This is a genomic window from Neisseria sp. CP9 (genome assembly GCF_047758525.1).
In the GTDB taxonomy this organism is placed as follows: Bacteria; Pseudomonadota; Gammaproteobacteria; order Burkholderiales; family Neisseriaceae; genus Neisseria.
In genome coordinates this window covers 2,749,681-2,765,128 of sequence record NZ_CP180502.1, presented here as the reverse complement: position 1 = coordinate 2,765,128, position 15,448 = coordinate 2,749,681, and the positions used below count along the sequence as shown (strand labels likewise).

The window sequence follows — 15,448 nt, the reverse complement described above, 5'->3', positions numbered from 1 at the left end:
GATTTCGCCATGCGTTTCATACGGGGAGTGGGGAGGTCGTCTGAAAAGGCGTTGTTCCCATGTTTTTAATATTTTGAATAACAATTAAATAAAATCGGTGCTGGGCCGATATTCAGGTATTTTATGTTTCGTTTTTTATCCCGTTTTTTCTCCAACGATATCGCCATTGACTTGGGTACGGCGAACACGTTGATTTATGTGCGTGGTAAAGGCATTGTTTTGGACGAGCCGTCTGTGGTGGCGGTTCAATCGGGTACGGGCGGTAAAAGTAAGATTGTCGCCGTGGGTACGGAAGCCAAAAAAATGCAGGGGCGTGCGCCGCGCAATATTGAAATCGTCCGTCCTATGCGGGATGGGGTGATTGCTGATTTTACGATTGCCGAGCGTATGCTGGGTATGTTGATTAAAAAAGCAATACAAGGCAATTCGGTCGTACCGCCGCGCGTAGTGATTTGCGTGCCGGGCGGGGCAACTCAAGTGGAACGCAAGGCAATTTTGGATTCTGCGTTTGCCGCAGGCGCATCTTCCGTACATTTGATTGAGGAGCCGATGGCGGCTGCTTTGGGTGCGGGTTTGCCAATTGAGGATACCGCCGGTTCGATGGTGGTGGACATCGGCGGCGGCACAACGGAAATCGGCATTTTGTCGTTGGGCGGTATGGCTTATTCCGCCTCTGTCCGCGCGGCGGGTGATGAGTTCGATAAGAGCATCGTGCACTATCTGCGCCGTCATCGCGGCGTGTTGATTGGCGAAGCAACGGCTGAGGAATTGAAGAAAACAATCGGTTCAGCCTCCGGCTTTGCAACCGAAACCGCCATGCGGATTAAAGGTCGCGATTTGGCGGAAGGTACGCCCAAGTCGCTTGCCATTACTTCGGAAGAAGTGCGCGAGGCTTTAAGCGAAACGGTTAATCAAATTATTCGCGCCGTGCGCCTTGCGTTGGAACAAGCTCCGCCTGAGTTGGCTGGCGATATTGCCGACAGGGGTATTATGCTGACGGGCGGCGGCGCATTGTTGCACGGTATGGACACTGTTTTGGCGGATGCGACGGGGCTGCCTGTCGGTATTGCCGACCAGCCTTTGAACTGTGTGGCTTATGGTGCGGGTAAGGCCTTGGATTATATCGGCAAATGGAATGCCGTTTTTGTGGATAACCCGTAAGGCAGGCTGAAATGGAACATTCTTCTTTACGGTTTGACGAGGCAAAGGGCCAAAAGCTGTTGCCTCGTTTTATTGCGTATCTTTTATTGGGTGCCGGCATCATGGTGGCAGACGGTCGTTTCGACCTGATGCAGCCTGTGCGTACTGCGGCGGCGGAGATTCTTTATCCGGTGCAATGGTTGGCAAACCAGCCGGTCCGTCTCTATCAATATTTTTCCAACCAATCTCAATCGCAAACCGAGCTATTGGAGCAAAACCGTCTCCTTTTGGAGGAAAACGGCCGTCTGAAAATCCAGCTTCAACGCGACAAGGTTAACCTGAGCGAATTGCAGGAGCTGAAAAAGCTATACAGTTTGCAGCAAAAAGGCGTAAGTAATGTCATTGGTGCGGAAGTGTTGTCCAGTGGCAAAGACCCATTGTCCGAACGTTTGATTATCAATAAAGGCAGTGGCGAAGGGGTTGCGGCAGGCGATGCCGTTATCGATCAAAACGGCTTAATCGGGCGGATTACATTGGTTCACGCAAACAGTGCGGAAGTCGAGCTGATAGCGGCTGCACAAAGTATCGTCCCTGTTGCCGTTGAGCGGACGGGCGAACGCAATCTCGCCTACGGCAACGGCGTGGGCTTGGATTTGCGCTATTTCCCGACAGGATCGGATTTGAAGCCGCAGGATGTTTTGATTACTTCCGGTTTGGACGGCATTTATCCGGCAGGCATTCCCGTGGCGCACGTGGATAAAGTCGTCCGCGCTTCAGGTACGCCTTATTACGACACAGAACTGACCCCGTTTGCCGCCTTGCTCCGCAGCCGCTTTGTTTTGGTTCTGTCTTCTTCCCATTCTTCTCAATAAATCATTCATGAACGATTTTGACGATTCCTACCGTGCCATGCCTGTCGGCGTGATTGCGGCAAGTTTTGCCGTAACCATGCTTGTCGATTTCATGCCTTTTCCCTTTGATGTGTTTTTTTGGCTGCCCGAACTGACTGCGCTGATGCTGCTTTATTGGTCTATGCACCATCCCCAACGTGTCGGCATGGGCATTGCGTTTTTGCTCGGCTTGATAGTCGATGCTGCAACGGCAGCGACTTTGGGGCTGCACGCATTGTCTTATACGGTCATGGTGTATTTCGTATTGAACACGCGCCGTCAAATTATGCTCTACGGCCACATCATGCAGATTGGGGCGGTATTGGCAGCATTGTTCTGCCATCAGGCGGTATTGGTGGCGGCGCGCCTGTTTCTCAACAACCAAATCATCACTTGGCAAAGTTTTATTGCGCCTTTGACCGGTGCGCTGCTTTGGCCTTTCTTGAGCCAGTTGATGCTGATGCTGACCAATTTTTATCGCGCCAACAGATAACATGAAACCATGCCTATACTGAATACTATGAAACGTCGTCTGAAAAATGGCGGTAGCGGTAAAACACAGACTGCAAAGGCGGCGCAAGCCGATTCTTTATTGCGTCTGCTGGTGGCGTTTATCCTGATTGTGGTTCTGTTTGCCGCATTGGTGGCGCGGTTTGTTTATTTGCAGGTGTTTCGGCATGACGATTTTTCCGGACAGGCATCCAGCAACCGCATCACATTAATTCCAACCCCGCCCGTCCGCGGCGAAATCGTAGATGTCAACGGCGTGCCGTTGGCAAAAAACTATCCCGTGTTTTCTCTGGAAGTCATCCCCAGCCGCATTGAAGGTAAGATGGAGGATGTCATCGAAGCCTTGCGGAAGTATGTCGATATTACGCCTACCGATTTGAAGCGTTTCCACAAATACCGCGAGAGCTACCGCAAATTTGAAAACATCCCGCTCAAGCTGCGCCTGACAGATGAAGAAGCGGCAAAATTGTCCGTGCATCTTAATGAATTTAAAGGCGTAGAAGTCAATTCGCGTACTTTCCGCGAGTATCCTTATGGCAAACTGACTTCACACTTTTTAGGCTACATCGGCCGCATCAGCGACAAAGATCAGGAAATTTTGGAAGAAGAGGGATTGACTGCGCTTTATCGCGGCAGCACGCACATCGGCAAATCGGGGCTGGAAAAATTTTACGAACCGCAGCTTCATGGCGCGCCCGGCTATCAAGAAGTGGAAAAAGACGCTTACGGCAATATTGTTCGCGTCTTGAAAAACGTGCCGTCGCGTATGGGGCAAACTTTGCGTTTGGGCATGGACATCCGTATGCAGCAAGAAGCGGACAAAATATTGGGAGACAGGCGCGGGGCGATTGTCGCCATCAATCCGCAAGACGGTACAGTGTTGGCTTTCGTTTCCAAACCTTCTTTCGATCCCAATCTCTTTATCGACGGCATCGACAGCGAAACTTGGAAAGCCTTGAATGACGACTGGAAAAAGCCGTTGGTTAACCGCGTAACGCAAGGTCTGTATCCGCCGGGCTCGACGTTTAAGCCGTTTATGGGCATGGCTTTGCTGGAAAGCGGCAAAATTACCCAAACGACGGTCGTTCCTGCGCCCGGCGCATGGAGCATTCCCGGCAGTCGCCACGTTTTCCGAGATTCCGTACGCAGTGGTCACGGTTCGGCAAATTTGAGCAAGGCGATACAGGTGTCGTCTGATACCTTTTTCTACCGCTTGGGCTACGAAATGGGCATAGACAAAGCATCGCCGTATTTAGCGCAATTCGGTTTCGGCAAAAAAACCGGCATCGACCTGCCCAGCGAATATACGGGCGTTTTGCCCAGCCGCGAATGGAAGGCGAAACGCTTTGCCAAATCGTCCGATCCTACCGCCAAAGAATGGCGCGCAGGCGAGATGGTCTCGGTCAGTATCGGGCAGGGTTACAACGCCTACACCCCACTACAAATGGCACACGCCACCGCCTCGCTCGCTAATGACGGCGTGGTTTATCAGCCGCATTTGGTGAAAGAGTTGTTGGATTTCGACAAACGCAAAATCACGCGTATCAATCCCAATCCCGAATACAAAATTCCGTTTAAACAAGACAATTTCGAATACGTCAAACAGGCGATGGAAAAAGTTTTGAAACCGGGCGGTACGGCACACCGTATCGGCGGCGGTTTGGCTTACAGCATGGGCGGCAAAACGGGTACAGCACAGGTTGTACAAATCAAGCAGGGCGGTCGTTACAACGCCTCAGCCTTGCGCGAGCAACATCGCGACCATGCGTGGTTTATCTCGTTTGCCCCCTTAGAGAAACCTGAAATCGCCATCGCAGTGATTCTGGAAAACGGCGGCTGGGGTGCATACGCCGCACCGCTTGCCCGCAGCTTAACCGACTTTTATATGCTCAACGTCAAGCCGCAGCAGTTTTCAGACGACCCTGATGCAGGCGGAATGCCCGAACCGCAACAACACCGCACACAACCTCAACCGCCGACCATATTCCAAAAAGCCTACGGTCTGAAACAGGAGGAAGCAAATCATGAATGAAACGGTCGGAATGTGGGCGAAAATCAAGCGCATCGTATCCGCGCCGATAGACCCGTGGCTGTTTTTCCCCATGCTCGCCATCTACATCATGAGCCTGTTTTTGCTCTATTCGGCGGATGGTCAGGATTTCGGTCAGCTTGAACACAAAACCATTCACACCGTAACAGGCTTTGCGCTCCTGTGGTTTGTCGCTTCCTTCAAGCCGCGTGATGCCGCAAAGGTTGCGCTGCCGATGTACCTGATTGGCGTGTTGCTGCTTGTCGCCGTCGAGGTTGCAGGCGTTACCGTCAATGGCTCTACGCGCTGGCTGGAGCTGGGTTTCACACGCATCCAGCCGTCCGAAATCATGAAAATCGTCCTGCCCATGACCGTTGCTTGGTATTTCCAACGGCACGAAGGTCGTCTGAAATGGTTTCACTACATCATCGCCATGCTTTTAATCCTTATCCCCGTTGCGCTGATTTTGAAACAGCCTGACTTGGGTACGGCGGTTTTGATTATGGCATCGGGTATTTTCATCGTCTTTTTCGCAGGTTTACCTTGGAAAGTCATCTTTGCCGCCATCGTCGCCTTTGTTGCCGCATTGCCACTTTTGTGGAACTACGGGATGCACGACTATCAGAAAACCCGCGTTTTGACGCTGTTTGACCCGACGCAAGACCCTTTGGGCGCAGGCTACCACATCATTCAGTCCATGATTGCCATCGGTTCGGGCGGCGTTTGGGGAAAAGGCTGGCTCAACGGCACACAAACGCATTTGGATTACATTCCCGAGTCCACGACCGACTTCATTTTTGCCGTGTATGGCGAAGAATTCGGTTTGATCGGCAACATCTTGCTGCTGCTGGTTTACCTCGTTATCCTGACGCGCGGACTGCTGATTGCCGCCAAAGCCCAATCGCTTTACAGCCGCACGCTTGCCGGCGCATTGACCATGACCTTTTTCTGCTACGCCTTTGTGAACATGGGTATGGTGAGCGGCATTTTGCCCGTTGTCGGCGTTCCCCTGCCGTTGGTCAGCTATGGCGGCACTGCAACGCTCTCCATCATGACCGTACTTGCGCTGCTCATGGGTATTTCCAGCGAGCACAAAACCAAACGCCGCTACGAATTCAATGACAAAGCGGACGTAAACGTCTCTACAAAAAACCAATAAGGGAATAGACCTCTTGCGAAAATATTCATCCCATCGCATTAACCAGTCCTGCAATCAGATTTACCCTTAACCCGAACCGTTTCCGCCTGTTGCGGTAAGGCAGCGACAAGATTTTGAATATCTTCAGTTTCCTGTTGATGTGCTCGATGACGGTTCTGAGTTTGCCTAACCGCCTGTTCGCCTCTTTATCCTGTTTGTTCAGCGGATGATGTTTGGATTTCTTTTTCGGGGTCTGTAATCCGGTTTTAGCCAATCCTTGATAACCCTTATCCGCAATGACTATTTTGTAGGGATAAAGCTCTGCAAGGTGCCTCTTGGCTAAACGCATGTCATGCTGAGCACCCATCCCCGTCCGGATGCTGATGATTTTTTCAGTTTCTCTGCCGTATATGACCTGGATTTTAACCGTGTGCCGCTTTTTCTTGCCGCTGTAATACTGCCGCTGTTTTTTTGGGACGTTCAATCGGGCTTTCGGTAACGTCAATGATGACCGTTTGATCGCCCAGATTCTTGTGTTTTGGCAGGGAAAAGCGTTTGCAACGGATGAGGGCGTCCTCGGTTTTACGGATGGTGCGGCAGACATTACTTTCAGAAAGGCCGTAGATGGCGGCCAATTCGAGTTGGGTATGGTAATGACGCAGATAGCTCAGGGTAAGCAGCAGTTGGTCTGCCAAGCTGAGCGTATGCGGCCTGCCTGACTTGACCTTCCGGCTTTCTGCTTCTGTGGTGACTTTCAGCATTTCGTGAAAAAGGACGGGCGTTACACCTGTGAGCCGTTTGAATTCCCTGTCGCTTCTTTGGATGAGGTTTTCGTATTTCATTTGGGAATTGTAAATCTTCAGGATACTTTCGCAAAAGGTCTAATAAAAAATGGAATTAGGTGTAGAAATCGGCAAACTTTTGGTTGCCTTCCTTGTACTGATCAACCCGTTCAGCGCGCTTTCGATTTACCTTGATTTGACGCAGGATCACAGCACCAAAGAAAAGCGCCGCATCGCCCGCACCGCCGCACTCGCCGTCTTCATCGTCATTACCGTCTTCACCTTAACGGGCGGGATGTTGTTGAAAATCTTAGGCATCAGCGTCGGCTCTTTCCAAGTCGGCGGCGGTATTTTGGTATTGCTTATCGCCATCTCCATGATGAACGGCAACGACAACCCTGCCAAACAAAATATCGGTGGAGACAAGGAAGAGGGTGTTGTACAACACATCCAGAAAAATGCCAAAGCCATCGCCGTCGTTCCCGTCGCCATCCCCATCACCATCGGTCCGGGCGGTATCTCTACCGTGATCATCTACGCCTCAGCCGCCAAAAATTACAGCGATATTGCTTTGATCCTTACCGCAGGCTTCCTCGTCAGCCTGATTTGCTACGCCATCCTCATCGTCGCCGGGCGAATCAGCAAAAAACTGGGTACGACAGGGTTGACCATCCTCAACCGCATCATGGGTATGATGCTTGCGGCCGTCTCCGTAGAAATCATCGTTGCCGGATTGAAATCTATTTTTCCGCAACTGGCAGGCTAGTTCAGCGGATTAGACAAGAAGCAGACATTACCGCATATTTGTTTATCCTTGCCAATGTAAAAGGTCGTCTGAAAACAGGGTTTTCAGACGACCTTTAGTCTATTGACTTTCTAAAAGTGCCAATATCTATCCAAAATACAATAGTCAAAGCTATGTAACTATTTATTGAGAGACTTGTTTTCAGACGACTTCGGCAACATCAAAGAACCAATCGAGCCCGCAATTGCCCCCATTATTCCGACTCCGGCGTACATTTGCCAATCCAATGTTGTTGAACGCTGATATATCAGCATCAACATACCTTCAGATGCCGCAATCGTAAGTACCACACCTGCCGCTGAAAGCAATGTAAACAACAACGTTCCTGCTACACTGCGCCGCAAGTACAAACGTTTTGCGACAAGGGTACATAACAGCATGGCGGGTAGACCATGGGCAGTAGAAATCAAAACATTGCCCAATATCTCTAAAACGGACGGATTTCCTTTATCTAAAACATTCATGTAAAGCAATAACAAAAACAACAGTACTTGCACACCAAATACAACCAGCAGCAGAGCGGCAGATTTCCAATATGCTTTAATTTTAGGCTGATTCATCATATTCCTTTTCTAATTTATAGTCATAGCACGTTGTAATTAATTTATCGATTCTAGTTTGATTCTGCCTATCCGCCAATATCACACATAGATAAAATTCGTTCCTTTTGATGAGAGTCGTCTGAAAAGTCGGTTTCCATCAATGGAAATAGAAATTCAGATGATTTTTTGAGTGAAAAACTAAAAAGTTTTGCCCTGAGTTTTCAAAAGCGTTACACTCCATCCGGCATCGAGAGTAGGGTGGCAATCTTATGATTTTATGAGCTGCCAAAATTGTTCAAGTATTTGATTTGAATGATTTCACCCTTTGAGGCAAATAACATCGATGCCAACTTATCTAACCACGCCGCTGCCGTCATTGCGCCGACAGTCAGGCAGTCAGCGTCATTGCGCCGCTGTAAACACGAAAGAACACACTATGACCATCTCTCCCGTCGCCTTGCGCCGTAAGACCGAGCGCAAGCCGCACCCGACTGCGCGTTATTGGAAAAAATGCGATGTCGAAGCCCTGTTCGGACTTCCCTTCCTCGACCTCGTTTACCAAGCCGCCGAAATACACCGCCAAAATTTCAACCCGCGCGAAATCCAGCTTTCCACGCTGTTATCCATCAAAACCGGCGGCTGTCCCGAAGACTGCGCCTACTGTCCGCAATCGGCGCACCACAACACCAATCTGGGCAAAGAGCAGATGATGGATGTAGATGAAATCGTCGAAAAAGCCAAAATCGCCAAATCGCGCGGCGCAAGCCGTTTCTGCATGGGCGCGGCATGGCGCGGACCCAAACCCAAAGACGTGGAGACGGTTTCCGCAATCATCAAAGCCGTGAAGGGCTTGGGCATGGAAACCTGCGGCACGTTCGGTATGCTCGAAGACGGTATGGCGGAAGACTTCAAAAAAGCAGGTTTGGACTATTACAACCACAACCTCGACACCGACCCTGAGCGCTACAACGACATCATCCACACGCGCAAACACGAAGACCGCATGGATACCTTGGGCAAAGTCCGCAATGCCGGTTTGAAGGTTTGCTGCGGCGGCATCGTCGGCATGAACGAGACCCGCGCCGAGCGTGCCGGACTGATTGCCAGCCTCGCCAACCTTGACCCGCAGCCCGAAAGCGTGCCGATTAACCAGTTGGTCAAAGTGGAAGGCACGCCGCTTGCCGATGCCGAAGATTTGGACTGGACGGAGTTCGTGCGCACCATCGCCGTAGCACGGATTACCATGCCGCACAGCTACGTCCGTCTGTCGGCAGGACGCAGCAATATGCCCGAGTCCATGCAGGCGATGTGTTTCTTGGCGGGCGCGAACTCGATTTTCTACGGCGACAAGCTCTTAACCACCGAAAACCCCGACGAAGACGGCGACCGCCTACTGATGGAAAAACTGAATTTGTATCCGTTACGGTTTGAGTTGGAAGAAGAATACGAAGCGGCGCAACAGGAAAACGAAACGCCTAAAATCAAAGTAGATTATTAATCCGTTCTTTCTTATATTTCCGATAGATCAAGGTCGTCTGAGAACTATATTTACGAAGCTAATGCTTCAAATACGGTTTTCAGACGACCTTTTTAATGAGATTTTAAGAACACTTTCTGTATTGCTCAGATGCGTTTAATCGTGGCTCGACTTCAAATCAGACGGGGCAGAGTCGTATGCTGTACCGATAGCCGTACTGATGCAATGTTATCCGCCAAATTTAAGTCATAAAAACTGCACTTTGGCTGACTGGAGGGAAAATCCAGCTAACAAAGTGCAGTTTGCTATTTTCAGACGAGCCTCAACTATGTGTCGCGCTCCTTGTCAGATTCAGCTTTACGCTTTTTCTTTTTGGCGCATTTTTTCCGCCATCATTTCATGCAGAGTTCTCTTGGCAGGTTTCATCGGAACGCGGTTGTCTGTCCAGCCCAGTTGCTTGCTCGGCGTCAATGCGCGGAATTTAGTGGCCGCCCAACCGAAGGCGCGGTAGGCTTTGCTGCCGCTGAAAATGCCGTTGAACGTGCGCCATGCCATTTGTTCGCCGAAGGTATGCGATGCGCCTTGTCCGCGGATAGGATGTGGTACGACCTCGGTCGGCGAACGTTGTGCCTCGACACGCAGACGCTGCATTTGCTCGGTAATCGGGATACGCACCGGACAAACTTCCACACACGCGCCGCACATGGTACAGGCGGTCGGCAGATCGCGGGTGGCTTCCAAGCCCAAAAGGTGCGGAGAAATAATCTCGCCGATAGGGCCGGGGTAGGTTGTGCCGTATGCCGCGCCACCGATACGGGTATAAACCGGACAATGGTTCATACATGCGCCACAACGGATACATTGCAAGGTGCGGCGCATTTGATCTTCGGCATAGGCTTGGCTGCGGCCGTTGTCGAGCAGAACCAAGTGCATTTCCTGCGGACCGTCCAGCTCTTCGCTGCGGCGCGGGCCGGTAATCATGTTGAAATAGGTGGTAATGTTCTGACCGATGGCAGAACGTGGTAGCAGGCTGTACAAAGGAGGAACGTCCGACAGCTTGGCTACAACTTTTTCAATACCGGTAATAGCGATATGCACGGGCGGAACGGTGGTACTCAAGCGACCGTTGCCTTCGTTTTCCACCAGACACAGCGTACCTGTTTCTGCAACAGCAAAGTTTACGCCGCTCAAACCAACATCGGCAGTGCTGTAAATATCGCGCAGGGCTTTGCGGGCGAAGCCGGTCAGTTGGTCTACGTCGTCCGTTAACGGCGTGCCGAGGTTTTGGTGGAAAAGTTCGCTAACCTGTTCTTTGGTTTTGTGAATGGCGGGCATCACGATATGGGTCGGTTTTTCACCTGCCATTTGGACGATAAACTCGCCCAAGTCGCTTTCCACTGCTTTAATGCCTTTTGCTTCAAGATAATGGTTCAGTTCGATTTCTTCGCTGACCATCGATTTGCCTTTGACCATCAGCTTACCGTTTTTGGCAGCAATGATGTCGTGGATGATTTGGCAGGCTTCGGCCGGAGTTTCCGCCCAGTGTACTTTCACGCCCAACTTAGTCAGGTTTTCTTCCAGTTGCTCCAGCAGGGCGGGCAATTTGGACAGAGAACGCTGACGGACGTGTTCGCACAAATCACGCAGGCTTTGCAGCTCTTCTTCGTCGGTCAAAACGGCTTTGCGTTTGGTCATCAGCATATCCATCGCGGTACGCAGACTCTTACGCAAAGGCTTGTCTTGAAGGGAAATTGCGGCGTTTTGTTTGAAAGTTTCCGGCTTCATGTGGAACTTGATGGTTTGCGTAGTCATGCGTTTTCCTCCAAATCGGCAGGGGAAATGTGGTCAGGCAGGATGGCGAGGATGACCAAATCACGCGGACCGTGCGCGCCGTAAGCAAGCGTCAACTGAATGTCTGCGGTTTTGGACGGGCCGGAAATCAGGAAAACATTGGTCGGCATACCGTTTTCCACCAGTTTTTCGCCTTCAACGGCGTTGTGAAATTCGTTATACATTTTCGCCGTATCAAACAGACAGAAATGCACGGGCGGAACGAGGCTTAAAGTACGCGGTTCTTCGGGGCTGGAAAACAGCATCAGTGTACCGGTACGGGCGATGCCGCATTGCGAGCCGCTAAAGCCTGCATCGATGTTCGTGAAGAACTCGGTTTTCCAAGTATCGATTTCGCGCTCGAAAGCAATCGGTTCGATATTGCTGTCCACCAGCGCGGCACGGGCAATTTGTCCGTGTTCGGTCGCCAACGGCAGCAGGATGTTTTTCAAACCTTTGCCTTCGGCTGCTTGACGGAATACTTGCGGCCAGCCGGTTTTGGTCACCCAATAAATTTCGGTTTTGACGGCGCGCATAGCGGCAGCCCAATGTTTCAGACGTTCAACTTCGCTGTCCCAAGAAACGCCCATTTCACGGTAATAATCAAAAACCGCAGGCTCTTCCATCGGCAATGCGTCGGCTTTTTTCAGTTTTGCCAAAATATTTTCGCGCGCGCTCATGCTTTGCCTCCGGTACGTTCCAACAAGAAGGATGCGATATGTTTCGGACGCGGCATGTTCGGCTCGTCCTTAGCGATTTTTCCGCCGATATTCATCATGCAGCCGCAGTCCGCGCTGATGATTTCGGTCGCACCGGTTTCTTTCAGTGCGGCAACTTTGTCGGTTACCATCGCGCCGGAAATATCCGCCTGTTTGACGGAGAATGTACCGCCGAAGCCGCAGCATTCGCTTTCATGGTCGTGAACGATACGTTCAACGTTTTCCATGCCGTCAATCAACTGCCAGCCTGAAATATGGACGTTCATTTCGCGGCGGGCGGCGCAGGAAGTGTGGACGGCGACTTTGACCGGCTCGCCTTTGTCTTCAGGCTTGTAGCCGATGGCAAGCAAGAAATGAGTAAATTCGATGATGCGGTTGGCACAATCAACCGCTTTGGATTCGTATTCTGTATTTTTAAACAGGGTAGGCCAGTGATGTTTCATCATGCCGCCGCATGAGCCGGACGGTACGACGATCGGCCAGTTTTCGGGGAAGAGGTCGAGTTGTGCTTTGGCGACATCAAACGCCTCGGTCGGATGACCGGAAGAGTAGGCGGGTTGGCCGCAGCAGCTTTGCGCCATCGGGTAATGAACCCGTATGCCTTGCTGCTCGATTAAAGTAATGGCATCCATGCCTGCTTCGGGCATGAAAAGATCGAGGACGCAGGTGCCGAAGAAATAAACATCGGTCGGCTTGCTGTCGAATTTAGTGATTTTGGGTGGGGTGATTGCGCTCATTTTTTCGTTAACGGGAGTACCCGTTTTTCTTTGTATAAATAGATGGCTACTTTAAGTAATTGCATGTAGGCGGTCAAGTATAATTTTAAAAAATAATATTGGAAACGATTGATAGGTCGTCTGAAATGCTGATTCCACAAATATAAATATCTATATGCGAATAAATATCATTATATTTAAAAGCTAATTCATTTATTAATGAATAAATTAATCAATCCATATGAATGCAAGGGTATTCAACAAATACGATTGCACCCGGGTTTCAAATAGTTTTATAGAAAAAAATAGGTGAGGGTAGTTAATGGGACTGGGAAGAAGAAAGGTTTTTGGATGTATTAATTTTTGCTGCAACCCATAGCGCGACGCCTGTACCCAACATATCTGCAATGCCGTCACCGATAGAGCCTTCGCGAGTTGTCGTGAAAGTAGCTTGCGCCCATTCGCTTCCAACAGCAAATAAAAGTGCGAATATCAACAAACCGAAATAGGGAATTTTTGCTTTTTCATGGATATAAGATTTTGCCAATAACCAAATTTGGGCAAAAAACAAAGCAAAGTGAGCCACTTTATCGAAATGGGGGAACGGCGGCGGCGTATTACCTGCCTCTTTGAAAATTAAAGAATAGATGCCGGCTACAAACCAAACGATAGCCAACAGGCTGAATTTATTGATGTAAAATTTCATTTTTGTTCCTCATCCAACCAAGTTTGGCAGATAGCCGCAAGGCGGATGAATTTATTGCCGCGTCCGTTTAGTATGTCGCGCCATTGTTCAACTTCCTCTGTTGTCGGAGCGTCCTCTATACTGCATTCGTACAGAAGAAAATCAAGGGTTTCTTCCACTACGCCGACAGATTCAGTTTGGATTAATTCTAAAATCTGAGTCATATAAGGGAATTTTTCAAAAGAGGGGGCTAAGCAACATAAAATTTATTTGCTGTGCAAGAAACGTGTAGCTTCTTCCCATTCGCCCGACATTATTTTTGGCATCGCTTTTAATGATTTGGCAATTGCCTCGTCAATCTGTTGGCGGTGTTCTGCGCTTGGCTTGTTCAATACATAAGAGACAACGAGGTTACGGTCACCAGGATGATCTATACCCAAACGCAAACGGTAATAGTCAGGTGTACCAAGACGGGCTTGGATATCTTTCAAACCGTTATGCCCCCCATTTCCGCCGCCAAGTTTAAATTTGATACGGCCGCAAGGAATGTCCAATTCGTCATGCACAACCAGTATCTCTTCGGGCTTGATTTTGTAAAACTGCGCGAGTGCGGCAACAGACTGGCCGGAACGATTCATAAAAGTCATAGGTTTAAGCAGCCAAACATCGCCATCGGGCAGATTCGCCCGCGCCACCTCACCAAAAAATTTTTTCTCTTCTTTAAATGATACTTTCCACTGCCACGCAAGTTCGTCTAAGAACCAAAATCCTGCATTATGGCGAGTTTGTTCGTATTCGCCCCCGGGATTTCCCAGTCCGACGATCATTTTGATTTTATTCGACATAATTAATTCTCAATACCTCAGAAAATACGGCAATTTTTAATAAAAGGTCGCCTGAACATGGTTTCAGACGACCCCGGTTAACTTTCAATCCTGATTTTGTACCCGTTTCCGACGTGCCTCTTTAGGATCAATCAATAATGGGCGATAAATCTCAATCCGATCTTTATCGCGAAGAAGCGTCTCACTTTTAACTGATTTGCCAAAAATTCCCAGCGGAGCAGTTTGCAAGTCCAATTCTGAAAATATTTCATCTAGGCCACTTTGACACACCGCTTCACGCGCCGTACAGCCATTTTGCACATTCAGTTTTTTCAACACTTGCTTGCCAGGCAAACCATAAACAACTTCAATCTCAAGCATAACGGCGATCCGCTTCCTTAACGAACGCATCAACCAATGCCCCGGACAAATGGCTGAAAACGGGCGAAATCATGGCAGATAAGACAGAGTTGGAAAATTCATATTCCAATTTAAATTCAACTTTGCACATATCGTCGCCCAAATCTAAGAATTTCCATGTTCCCCGCAAGATTTTAAAAGGCCCTTCCAACAAATCCATTCGGATTTCCTTGCCGGGAATATTGTGATTGTGTGTAGCAAATGATTGGCGCACGCGCATATAGTCCATAAAAAGACGCGCTTTCAACTCATTGTTTTTTCGTTCAATCACTTCAGTTTTACTATACCAGGGCAAAAATTTCGGATAGTCTTCAACCTTATCAACCAACTCAAACATTTGCTCCGCGCTATGCAAAACCAAGATATTTTTCTCAACCTTTTTCATGCTCAAACAGGCCCAAAATCGGAAAGCGGTATTATAAACGAATTCACTGTATTTTTCAGACGACCTCGAATCTCTGCAACCATCCCAATCAAACTCATCATCAAGACAGTCCGACTTGGCAAAGTATAACGATATGCGTATAATCGACCTTTCCCATCTGGGGGCGATCTTGGTTTCGACGGGGGTTGCAAAGCAGATGCGGGCATACCGGGGTCTCAGATTTCCCGTAAAACACTGAATCTAAATAGTCGCAAACGACGAAACTTACGCACTGGCCGCTTAAGGCCTGCCGTTGCAGCAGTTGGTCAATGGGCTGTGTAGTGCAAGCTACCGCAACGTCATTTTACATTGACTGGTTTTCCGCCGGGTTACTTGGCGGAAAATAAGATTTAAGGTAACTGGTTCCTAGAAGGCCTGTCGGTCGGCATGATAGGAACGAGATTTTAAATAGACACGACTAAGTATGTAGAACGCTCTGTAGAGGACTTCCGGACGGGGGTTCGATTCCCCCCGCCTCCACCAAGATATCCGATAAGTATCCTATACTTATCTTCAT

At 49.4% G+C, this 15,448-nt stretch carries 17 protein-coding genes and 1 other RNA gene; 8 read left to right on the top strand and 10 right to left on the bottom strand.

Annotated elements, in window-relative coordinates:
* Nucleotides 1-123 precede the first annotated feature (123 nt).
* The 5 genes from ACMYUL_RS13375 to rodA are packed head-to-tail and all read left to right on the top strand — an operon-like array spanning nt 124 to nt 5,728.
* Nucleotides 124-1,161 (top strand): rod shape-determining protein, encoded by a 1,038-nt coding sequence (locus tag ACMYUL_RS13375; protein ID WP_003778899.1) that lies wholly within the window; start codon nt 124-126, stop codon nt 1,159-1,161.
* A gap of 11 nt (nt 1,162-1,172) precedes the next feature.
* Nucleotides 1,173-2,012, top strand: a complete 840-nt coding sequence (gene mreC / locus ACMYUL_RS13370) for a rod shape-determining protein MreC (RefSeq protein ID WP_342032090.1) — start codon at nt 1,173-1,175, stop codon at nt 2,010-2,012.
* A 7-nt stretch (nt 2,013-2,019) separates the two neighbouring features.
* Nucleotides 2,020-2,523: a rod shape-determining protein MreD gene (gene mreD / locus ACMYUL_RS13365; RefSeq protein WP_070512018.1), complete on the top strand. Its 504-nt coding sequence runs from the start codon at nt 2,020-2,022 to the stop codon at nt 2,521-2,523.
* A 9-nt stretch (nt 2,524-2,532) separates the two neighbouring features.
* Entirely contained in the window at nt 2,533-4,572 is a 2,040-nt protein-coding gene (gene mrdA, locus ACMYUL_RS13360) for a penicillin-binding protein 2 (protein WP_342032089.1), read from the top strand.
* A complete protein-coding gene (gene rodA / locus ACMYUL_RS13355) occupies nt 4,565-5,728 on the top strand; it encodes a rod shape-determining protein RodA (RefSeq protein WP_070512026.1) in 1,164 nt (387 codons plus the stop codon). Before mrdA ends, rodA begins: the two co-directional genes overlap by 8 nt.
* 25 nt (nt 5,729-5,753) lie before the next feature.
* Here the strand turns inward: rodA and ACMYUL_RS13350 are convergent.
* Nucleotides 5,754-6,549 (bottom strand): IS5 family transposase gene (locus tag ACMYUL_RS13350; protein ID WP_415771101.1). Its coding sequence is split into 2 segments (ribosomal slippage): nt 5,754-6,182 and nt 6,184-6,549, totalling 795 coding nucleotides; the frame shifts between segments, so codons are not numbered across the junction.
* Nucleotides 6,550-6,598: 49 nt separating this feature from the next.
* Between ACMYUL_RS13350 and ACMYUL_RS13345 the strand changes: the two genes are divergently transcribed.
* Nucleotides 6,599-7,255 carry a MarC family protein gene (locus ACMYUL_RS13345; RefSeq protein WP_049231480.1) on the top strand — a complete coding sequence of 219 codons (657 nt, stop codon included), beginning with the start codon at nt 6,599-6,601 and terminating at the stop codon, nt 7,253-7,255.
* A 158-nt stretch (nt 7,256-7,413) separates the two neighbouring features.
* On the opposite strand, the gene ACMYUL_RS13340 is transcribed toward ACMYUL_RS13345, so the two are convergent.
* On the bottom strand, nt 7,414-7,854 hold the full coding sequence (locus tag ACMYUL_RS13340) for a methionine ABC transporter permease (protein ID WP_083299282.1): 441 nt from the start codon (nt 7,852-7,854) through the stop codon (nt 7,414-7,416).
* 418 nt (nt 7,855-8,272) lie between these two features.
* On the opposite strand from ACMYUL_RS13340, the gene bioB reads away from it, so the two are divergent.
* Nucleotides 8,273-9,334 (top strand): biotin synthase BioB, encoded by a 1,062-nt coding sequence (gene bioB, locus ACMYUL_RS13335; protein WP_070512032.1) that lies wholly within the window; start codon nt 8,273-8,275, stop codon nt 9,332-9,334.
* A gap of 336 nt (nt 9,335-9,670) precedes the next feature.
* On the opposite strand, the gene ACMYUL_RS13330 is transcribed toward bioB, so the two are convergent.
* From ACMYUL_RS13330 to ACMYUL_RS13295, 8 genes are all read right to left on the bottom strand, one after another.
* The gene (locus tag ACMYUL_RS13330; RefSeq protein ID WP_070514071.1) at nt 9,671-11,125 is read right to left on the bottom strand and encodes a LutB/LldF family L-lactate oxidation iron-sulfur protein; all 1,455 of its coding nucleotides are present in this window, start codon (nt 11,123-11,125) and stop codon (nt 9,671-9,673) included.
* Nucleotides 11,122-11,823, bottom strand: coding sequence for a LutC/YkgG family protein (locus ACMYUL_RS13325; protein WP_070514070.1), 702 nt, complete (start codon nt 11,821-11,823; stop codon nt 11,122-11,124). The genes ACMYUL_RS13330 and ACMYUL_RS13325 overlap by 4 nt, the downstream gene beginning before the upstream one ends.
* Nucleotides 11,820-12,599: a (Fe-S)-binding protein gene (locus ACMYUL_RS13320; protein ID WP_003763626.1), complete on the bottom strand. Its 780-nt coding sequence runs from the start codon at nt 12,597-12,599 to the stop codon at nt 11,820-11,822. The genes ACMYUL_RS13325 and ACMYUL_RS13320 overlap by 4 nt, the downstream gene beginning before the upstream one ends.
* Before the next feature lie 298 nt (nt 12,600-12,897).
* Nucleotides 12,898-13,284 (bottom strand): VanZ family protein, encoded by a 387-nt coding sequence (locus ACMYUL_RS13315; RefSeq protein ID WP_070514069.1) that lies wholly within the window; start codon nt 13,282-13,284, stop codon nt 12,898-12,900.
* The gene (locus ACMYUL_RS13310; RefSeq protein ID WP_070514068.1) at nt 13,281-13,487 is read right to left on the bottom strand and encodes a dioxygenase; all 207 of its coding nucleotides are present in this window, start codon (nt 13,485-13,487) and stop codon (nt 13,281-13,283) included. The genes ACMYUL_RS13315 and ACMYUL_RS13310 overlap by 4 nt, the downstream gene beginning before the upstream one ends.
* Before the next feature lie 42 nt (nt 13,488-13,529).
* Nucleotides 13,530-14,108, bottom strand: a complete 579-nt coding sequence (gene pth, locus ACMYUL_RS13305) for an aminoacyl-tRNA hydrolase (protein ID WP_070514067.1) — start codon at nt 14,106-14,108, stop codon at nt 13,530-13,532.
* Between the two features lie 84 nt (nt 14,109-14,192).
* A complete protein-coding gene (locus ACMYUL_RS13300) occupies nt 14,193-14,468 on the bottom strand; it encodes an RnfH family protein (protein ID WP_415771096.1) in 276 nt (91 codons plus the stop codon).
* Nucleotides 14,461-14,892, bottom strand: a complete 432-nt coding sequence (locus tag ACMYUL_RS13295; RefSeq protein ID WP_003756250.1) for a type II toxin-antitoxin system RatA family toxin — start codon at nt 14,890-14,892, stop codon at nt 14,461-14,463. The genes ACMYUL_RS13300 and ACMYUL_RS13295 overlap by 8 nt, the downstream gene beginning before the upstream one ends.
* 159 nt (nt 14,893-15,051) lie before the next feature.
* Between ACMYUL_RS13295 and ssrA the strand changes: the two genes are divergently transcribed.
* Nucleotides 15,052-15,414: a transfer-messenger RNA gene (gene ssrA / locus ACMYUL_RS13290) on the top strand.
* Nucleotides 15,415-15,448: the final 34 nt, after the last annotated feature.